Origin of the sequence: Corynebacterium sp. ACRPS (assembly GCF_022346005.1) — a bacterium.
Lineage (GTDB): Bacteria > Actinomycetota > Actinomycetes > Mycobacteriales > Mycobacteriaceae > Corynebacterium.
Genome location: NZ_JAKRMY010000002.1, coordinates 212,793 through 219,283 on the forward strand (window position 1 = coordinate 212,793; position 6,491 = coordinate 219,283).

The following is a 6,491-nucleotide window of genomic DNA, read 5'->3' on the forward strand; positions in this document are numbered from 1 at the left end:
GTTAGTGCGCAAACCACGAACTAGCCGGAACGATAGCCCCTGCTGCGCCCATGTTCGCTTGATTTACATCTCGGCGTCTTGGCGCGCTGCAATGGCAATGCGCTGGTACACGGTAAAGATTGAGCCTACCGCCAAGATCCACAGCGATACCGCCGCAGCATACTCTACGCCCAAGCCCTCCAGGCCGATTCCGCCTAACGCGAGGATGAGGCGTTCTGGGCGCTCAATCAGTCCGCCCACCATGGTGAAACCAGAGGCCTCTCCCCTAGCCTTGATATAGGAAATGACCTGGGAGCAGACCAAGGTTATGAGGCAGGCCGCCACGGTCCATTTGGACGCGTCTGCGGTATACACCAGCCACCAGACGATGGCGCAGAATAACGCGCCATCGGTAATGCGGTCACAGCTTGCATCCAGCGTGGCGCCGAAAGCGCTCGATTTACCGGTCAGCCGCGCCATCGTGCCATCGAGCATGTCAAAGGCGGCAAAGAGGCCGGATAATACGGCGGCTATAAAGAGGTGGCCGGTAGGAATGAGGATCACCGAAATGGCGATGGTCACAATAGTGCCCACAACCGTGACCACGTTGGGAGTCAATCCCAATTTTAAAAAGGTCTTGGCTATAGGTTCCACCACCACGGCGGCGGGCTTTCGCCCATGCACGCTAAGCACGCGAGTCCTCCTCTTCCATGTCACGCCAACCCTCTGCCAGGACACGACGGGTGTCTTGCAGTAGTTGCGGTAATACCTTAGTCCCATCGAGGACAGTCATAAAGTTACTATCCCCGGGCCACCTTGGCACCACATGCAAATGCAGGTGGTCTCCCACCGAGCCGCCGGACGCGCGCCCCAGGTTAAAGCCCACGTTAATGGCCTCTGGGCGTGACACGCGCTTGAGCACCCGCACCGCCTTTTGGGCAAAGGCCATGAGCTCGTGGGATTCTTCCTCGGTGAGGTTTTCCAGCTCGGATTCCTTGCGGTACGGCACCACCATGAGGTGGCCGGCATTATAGGGAAACAAGTTGAGCAGCGCATATACCGTTTCACCGCGCGCGATGATAAGCCCATCCTCATCGCTGCCCTTCGGGGCTTCCACAAAGGGATCTTCGGACCGCTGCGCAATATAGGCCATCCGGTACGGCGCCCACAGTCGCTCCAACCGGTCCGGCTCACCGGCACCGGTATCGACGAATGTTTCCTCGCTTTGGCCCTTCTGCGGATTAGCGCCGGGCACGAATGAGCTCTTCTGTCGGCTGCTCGTTGGTGCGCTCTGCCACCCAGGTGGTAATGAGCTCAACGGCTTCATCAACTGGCACGCCGTTGACCTGCGTGCCATCCAAGAAGCGGAAGGAGACCGCACCGGCTTCCACGTCGCGGGCGCCGGCGACCAGCATGAAGGGAACCTTGCCCGTCGTGTGGTTGCGGATCTTCTTCTGCATGCGGTCATCGGAGGTATCTACATCCGCGCGAATGCCCTTGCGGCGCAGCTTGGCGGCGACGTCCTCCAGATGCGGGACGAAGTCATCCGCCACGGGAATGCCCATGACCTGATGCGGTGCCAACCACGCTGGGAATGCGCCCGCGTAGTGCTCAAGAAGCACTCCGAAGAAGCGCTCGATGGAGCCGAAGAGGGCCCGGTGGATCATGATCGGGCACTTCTTCGTGCCATCGGATGCGGTATATTCCAGCTCGAAGCGCTCGGGCAGGTTGAAGTCCAGCTGCACCGTGGACATCTGCCAGGTGCGGCCGATGGCATCGCGGGCTTGGACGGAGATCTTCGGCCCGTAGAACGCGGCACCCTCAGGGTCAGGAACGAGCTCGAGCCCGGACTTTTCTGCCACGGACTGCAAGATGGCGGTCGAACGCTCCCAAATCTCATCGGAGCCGACGAACTTATTGGGATCCTTGGTGGAAAGCTCCAGATAGAAATCGGACAGGCCGTAATCCTCAAGCAGCGAGATGATGAAGTCCAGGACCTGGGTGAGTTCTTCTTCCAACTGCTCTTCGGTGCAGTAAATGTGGGCATCGTCCTGGGTAAAGCCGCGCGCACGCGTCAGGCCATGCACCACGCCGGACTTTTCGTAGCGGTAGACCGTGCCGAATTCAAACAGGCGCAACGGCAGCTCGCGGTAAGAACGGCCGCGGGATGCAAAGATCAGGTTGTGCATCGGGCAGTTCATCGGCTTGGCATAGTAGTCCTGCGGCTCCTTGACGGTATTTCCCTCGGCGTCGTACTCGCCATCGAGCTGCATCGGCGGGAACATGCCATCGGAGTAGAAATCAAGGTGGCCGGATTTACGGAAGAGGTCGCCCTTTGTGATGTGCGGGGTATTGACAAAGGAGTATCCCGCCTGCACGTGGCGGTTGCGGGAGTGGTTTTCCATCTCCATGCGCACGGTCGCGCCATTGGGGTGGAATACGGGGAAACCGGAACCGATTTCATCCGGGAAGGAGAAGAGATCCAGTTCTTGGCCCAAGCGGCGGTGGTCGCGCTTTTCTGCCTCTTCCACCATGGTCTGGTAGGCAGCCAGTGCATCCTTGGACTCAAAGGCGGTGCCGTAGATTCGCTGCAGGCCGGCGTTGGCCTGATCGCCGCGCCAGTAGGCGGCAGACGAGCGAGTCAGGGCAAAGGCCGGAATGTATTTCGTGGTGGGAACGTGCGGGCCGCGGCACAGGTCGAACCATTCCACCTCATTGGTGCGCGGGTTCACATTGTCATAGTGCGTCAGATCGCCAGCGCCCACCTCGGCGGCCTCGTCGGAGTCCGGGTCCACATTGCCCTTGTCCTGGATAAGCTCCAGCTTGAAGGGCTCATCCTGCAAGGCCTGTTCCGCCTCTGCCGTGGAGGCATAGGTGTGGCGCTCGAAGCGCTGGCCGCCCTTGATGATCTTCTTCATCCGTTTTTCCAGGTTCTTGAGATCCTCCGGGGTGAAGGGCTCGGCGGTCTGGAAATCGAAGTAGAAGCCGTTCTCAATGGACGGGCCAATGCCCAGCTTGGTGCCGGGGAACTCGGCCTGCACGGCCTGGGCCATGACGTGGGCGCAGGAGTGGCGAATGACGGCGCGGCCATCTTCCTCACAGGCGGCTACCGGGACAAATGTCGATTCCTCATCCGGGGTATGCGAAAGGTCATACAAGGTACCGTCCACGCCGCGGACTACCACGACCGCCTCTGGGCCCTTATTGGGCAGGTTCAGCTCGCGGAGGGCCGCACCAACCGCTTGCCCGGCTGGCACGGTGAAGGATTCGTAATTTACCGGTGCTGCGGGAATAAGTTCCGCCATATTCGCGCTCCTTTTTGCGCTCACGCAGATACGGCATACCTGGCCGCATCCACTAGTTAAATTTACGGATCGTCATTCTACAGGCCAGCATGCGTGCAAAGCGATTCCGCCCACCACGTTTCTTTGCCATCGCTGCCTTTAGTTCCCGGAGGGCAGAAATACATCGCCGAACCGATGTGGGTAAGCCACTCATTCAACAGGTCCGCCTCATCAAGGCGCGCCTGGATGGGTTCGAATTGCTTGGTGGGATCCTGCTGGTAACAGATGAAAATCTGGCCAATATTGGATAGTTGGCCATCCTTGTCATCCGGCGGCAGCTCGTAATTATAGGGGCGGCGCAAGATCTTTTGCTCCGGGTGGTCCTTGGGCGCAGTCGCGCGCGCCATGTGGGAGTTCTTATCAATGACGGGCAGGCCATACTCATCCGTGGCCTTAAAGTCCGCCTCATCGAATTCCTTATCACCCGTAAGCGGTGCCCCATTTTCCAGCTTGCGCCCCACCGCATTTTCGCGGGAGGAGCGGTCCAGCTTTTCCCAGGTATCGAGGTTCATGCGGATGCGGCGCACCACCATGGCCGCACCACCCTGCTGCCACTTCGGGCCATCCTCGATCCAGACCTGCTCCGCGAATTGTTCATCGCCGCGCGGGTTTACGGTGCCATCTTTTTGGCCAAACATATTGCGCGCGGTCGCACCCTTTTCGTGGCTGCCGTAGGCGTTGATAAAGCCCTGCTGCAGCCAGCTAACTTCGGCATAGTGCTCGCCTGAGCGCACCATGTGCCGGAGCGCATAAGTATTCATCAGCGGGTCATCGCTGCAGATTTGCAGGACGATGTCAGTTTGGCCCCACTTGTCTTCTAATTGGTCGCGGGAATAGGCACGGACATCGCCAAGCCACTCCGGCTTATCCACGCCCAGCAGGGAGAAAATGCGCTCGCCCAGCCCACACGTAATGGTGAGGTTCGCAGGCTGGCGCACCATTTCCGGTTCCAAGGTCCCCAACGGCGGCTGGCCCGTGCACAGCGCTCGCGCGTCCTCAGTCCACAGCTTCATCAGCCGGGCAAAGCCCTGCTTGCCGATGCCCTCTTTAAGATCAAAGCCCACCAAGTTCAGGTGCGCTTGCTCCGGCGTGTCAATGCCGGCCTGGTGTGGGCCGTCGAAAGCCACGGTGGCATCGGCAAGCGGGGGCTGCTCCTCCGCTTGAGCGTGTGGTGTTGATTTATCCGAGTTGCATCCCACCAGCGCAATGGCGCTGGTAGACACTGCAGCGCCGGTGAGAAATCCCCTTCTGCTGAATCCCGTCATAATTAGTGCTTGTGGTTTTCTTTCTCGTCGTCCTTGCTGGAGTGGTCGTGGCCAGAGTGATCGTGACCGGAGTGGTCATGGCCGGCGTGATCGGAGTGATCGTGGCCCGCGTGACCGTGGTCCATGCCCTCCATGTCGCCGTAGTCCTCATCGCCAGCGCCCATGGTGCGGGCCTGGATGGTGCCCAGGTCAAGCTCCTCGCCGTCAGACAGGGTGACCGTCATCTCGAGGGAATCACCAGGCATGATGCCCTCCTTCATGCCCATCAGCATGAAGTGGTCGCCGCCAGGAGCAAGCTCGTGGCTCTCGCCGGCCTTGACAACCAAGGGGCTGGACTTTTCGCGCATCTGGCCATCGACGGTCTCGTGAATCTGGTTCATCTCTGCGTCCAGGCTCGTGGAGAAACCGGCGATCTCGATGTCTTTATCCGAGTGGTTGACCAACGTACCGAAGATGGCGGTCATATCCTTGTCTTCGTTGGCGCGGACAACGGCGTCCTCGAAGGTCAGGTCCTTATCCGCTGCCGCAGTGGATTCGCTGGCTTCTGCAGTCGAAGATGCAGCTGAAGTCGAGTCCGAGTTGCTGGAATCGTTCTCGTTATCTGGGGAGCAACCGGCAAGAACCACGGCACTGAGGGATACGCCGGCAATCAGGCGGGAAATTTTCTTCGTCATTATTTGTGACCTTTCGAGTCGTTTCGACGGGTTTTTGCGATCAACAAAGCCAGAACGGCCGCTATGGCCAGCACACCGCCCACTCCCAGGATGATTTTCACCGAGGTGGGCATATCGCTCGAAGAATCTGCAGCTCCATCTGCATCTGCAGCGTCGGTGGAGGAAGCGTCATCGCTATCCCCACCTGTGACCGTAAATGAGACCCCACCGCGCGTGGCGTGTCCATCCGAGGAGGTGATGTTGTAACCCACCTGGTAGTTACCTGGGCCGGGATCGACATCATCTGGAGTCGTGATCGTCAGATCGCGTTCATCTAGCTCCGGCTCCTGGCTAAAGATCTGTTCCCCAGTGTCCTTATTGGTTACCGCAAAGGTGTTGAACTGGTCCTTTGGAATGCCGGAGAACTCCAAGGTGATTTCCTCAGGAAACTCCTCGAGCTGGTCGCCCTCCTTCACAGTTCCGCCCACGACGGAATCGTGCGCCAGTGCTACGGGTGCGGATCCGCCGACGATAAGCGCGGTAGCTCCCACTGCCACTGCCGTGCGGCGCAACCAAGGTACGCGATGGCTCATTTTCAGCTCCTTCAGTTCTGAATTTTGCGTGTGCATGCAAAGACATCCTAATCCCACCGAATGGCTTGGTGACAATCGTGGTCATCAGTGTGTCTCTTCAATAGTCGGTAACAGTATCTCTATAGTTCCGCACCGAAGCGAAAAAGTCTGCGATCTCCATCACTTCAGAAGAGTGGGGTGTGCCAGATACAAAAAAGCCGCCTTGCTAACAAGGCGGCTTGAATGGAGCGGATGACGAGACTCGAACTCGCGACCCTCACCTTGGCAAGGTGATGCGCTACCAACTGCGCTACATCCGCATGCGAAACCAGGCCCGGTTTCTAGGACAAAGTCCTTGTGCGCGATACTGGGATTGAACCAGTGACCTCTTCCGTGTCAGGGAAGCGCTCTCCCACTGAGCTAATCGCGCCCAATGCCCAAAGAGGCATTAAGTTGAGGTGGAAACGGGAATCGAACCCGTGTGCACGGTTTTGCAGACCGTTGCCTCACCACTCGGCCATTCCACCGTGGCGATACCGCCTCACACAATACAGTGCTGGAGCGGATGACGAGACTCGAACTCGCGACCCTCACCTTGGCAAGGTGATGCGCTACCAACTGCGCTACATCCGCATGCGAAACCAGGCCCGGTTTCTAGGACAAAGTCCTTGTGCGCGA

6 protein-coding genes and 4 tRNA genes are annotated in these 6,491 nt (G+C 58.9%); all 10 read right to left on the reverse strand.

Annotated features, from left to right (window positions below):
• Positions 1 to 63: 63 nt before the first annotated feature.
• A complete protein-coding gene (gene pgsA, locus MHX65_RS02210; RefSeq protein WP_239268287.1) occupies positions 64 to 672 on the reverse strand; it encodes a phosphatidylinositol phosphate synthase in 609 nt (202 codons plus the stop codon).
• On the reverse strand, positions 665 to 1,234 hold the full coding sequence (locus MHX65_RS02215; protein ID WP_005283324.1) for an HIT family protein: 570 nt from the start codon (positions 1,232 to 1,234) through the stop codon (positions 665 to 667). The genes pgsA and MHX65_RS02215 overlap by 8 nt, the downstream gene beginning before the upstream one ends.
• Positions 1,221 to 3,284: a threonine--tRNA ligase gene (gene thrS / locus MHX65_RS02220; protein ID WP_239268290.1), complete on the reverse strand. Its 2,064-nt coding sequence runs from the start codon at positions 3,282 to 3,284 to the stop codon at positions 1,221 to 1,223. The genes MHX65_RS02215 and thrS overlap by 14 nt, the downstream gene beginning before the upstream one ends.
• A gap of 77 nt (positions 3,285 to 3,361) precedes the next feature.
• Complete coding sequence (locus tag MHX65_RS02225) at positions 3,362 to 4,588, reverse strand: Dyp-type peroxidase (RefSeq protein ID WP_239268293.1); 1,227 nt, start codon at positions 4,586 to 4,588, stop codon at positions 3,362 to 3,364.
• Positions 4,589 to 4,590: 2 nt separating this feature from the next.
• Positions 4,591 to 5,262, reverse strand: coding sequence for a copper chaperone PCu(A)C (locus tag MHX65_RS02230; protein WP_239268296.1), 672 nt, complete (start codon positions 5,260 to 5,262; stop codon positions 4,591 to 4,593).
• Positions 5,262 to 5,834: a copper resistance CopC family protein gene (locus MHX65_RS02235; protein ID WP_239268297.1), complete on the reverse strand. Its 573-nt coding sequence runs from the start codon at positions 5,832 to 5,834 to the stop codon at positions 5,262 to 5,264. The genes MHX65_RS02230 and MHX65_RS02235 overlap by 1 nt, the downstream gene beginning before the upstream one ends.
• Positions 5,835 to 6,057: 223 nt before the next feature.
• Positions 6,058 to 6,133 (reverse strand) — tRNA-Gly (locus MHX65_RS02240).
• A 38-nt stretch (positions 6,134 to 6,171) separates the two neighbouring features.
• Positions 6,172 to 6,243, reverse strand: a tRNA-Val gene (locus tag MHX65_RS02245).
• 26 nt (positions 6,244 to 6,269) lie between these two features.
• Positions 6,270 to 6,340 (reverse strand) — tRNA-Cys (locus tag MHX65_RS02250).
• Between the two features lie 30 nt (positions 6,341 to 6,370).
• Positions 6,371 to 6,446 (reverse strand) — tRNA-Gly (locus MHX65_RS02255).
• Positions 6,447 to 6,491: the final 45 nt, after the last annotated feature.

What these genes read in the sequence shown, in the direction of transcription:
- MHX65_RS02235 (WP_239268297.1), bottom strand. Translation starts at nt 5,834, where the DNA reads ATGAGCCATCGCGTACCTTGGTTGCGCCGCACGGCAGTGGCAGTGGGA.
- MHX65_RS02225 (WP_239268293.1), bottom strand. Translation starts at nt 4,588, where the DNA reads ATGACGGGATTCAGCAGAAGGGGATTTCTCACCGGCGCTGCAGTGTCT.
- MHX65_RS02230 (WP_239268296.1), bottom strand. Translation starts at nt 5,262, where the DNA reads ATGACGAAGAAAATTTCCCGCCTGATTGCCGGCGTATCCCTCAGTGCC.
- thrS (WP_239268290.1), bottom strand. Translation starts at nt 3,284, where the DNA reads ATGGCGGAACTTATTCCCGCAGCACCGGTAAATTACGAATCCTTCACC.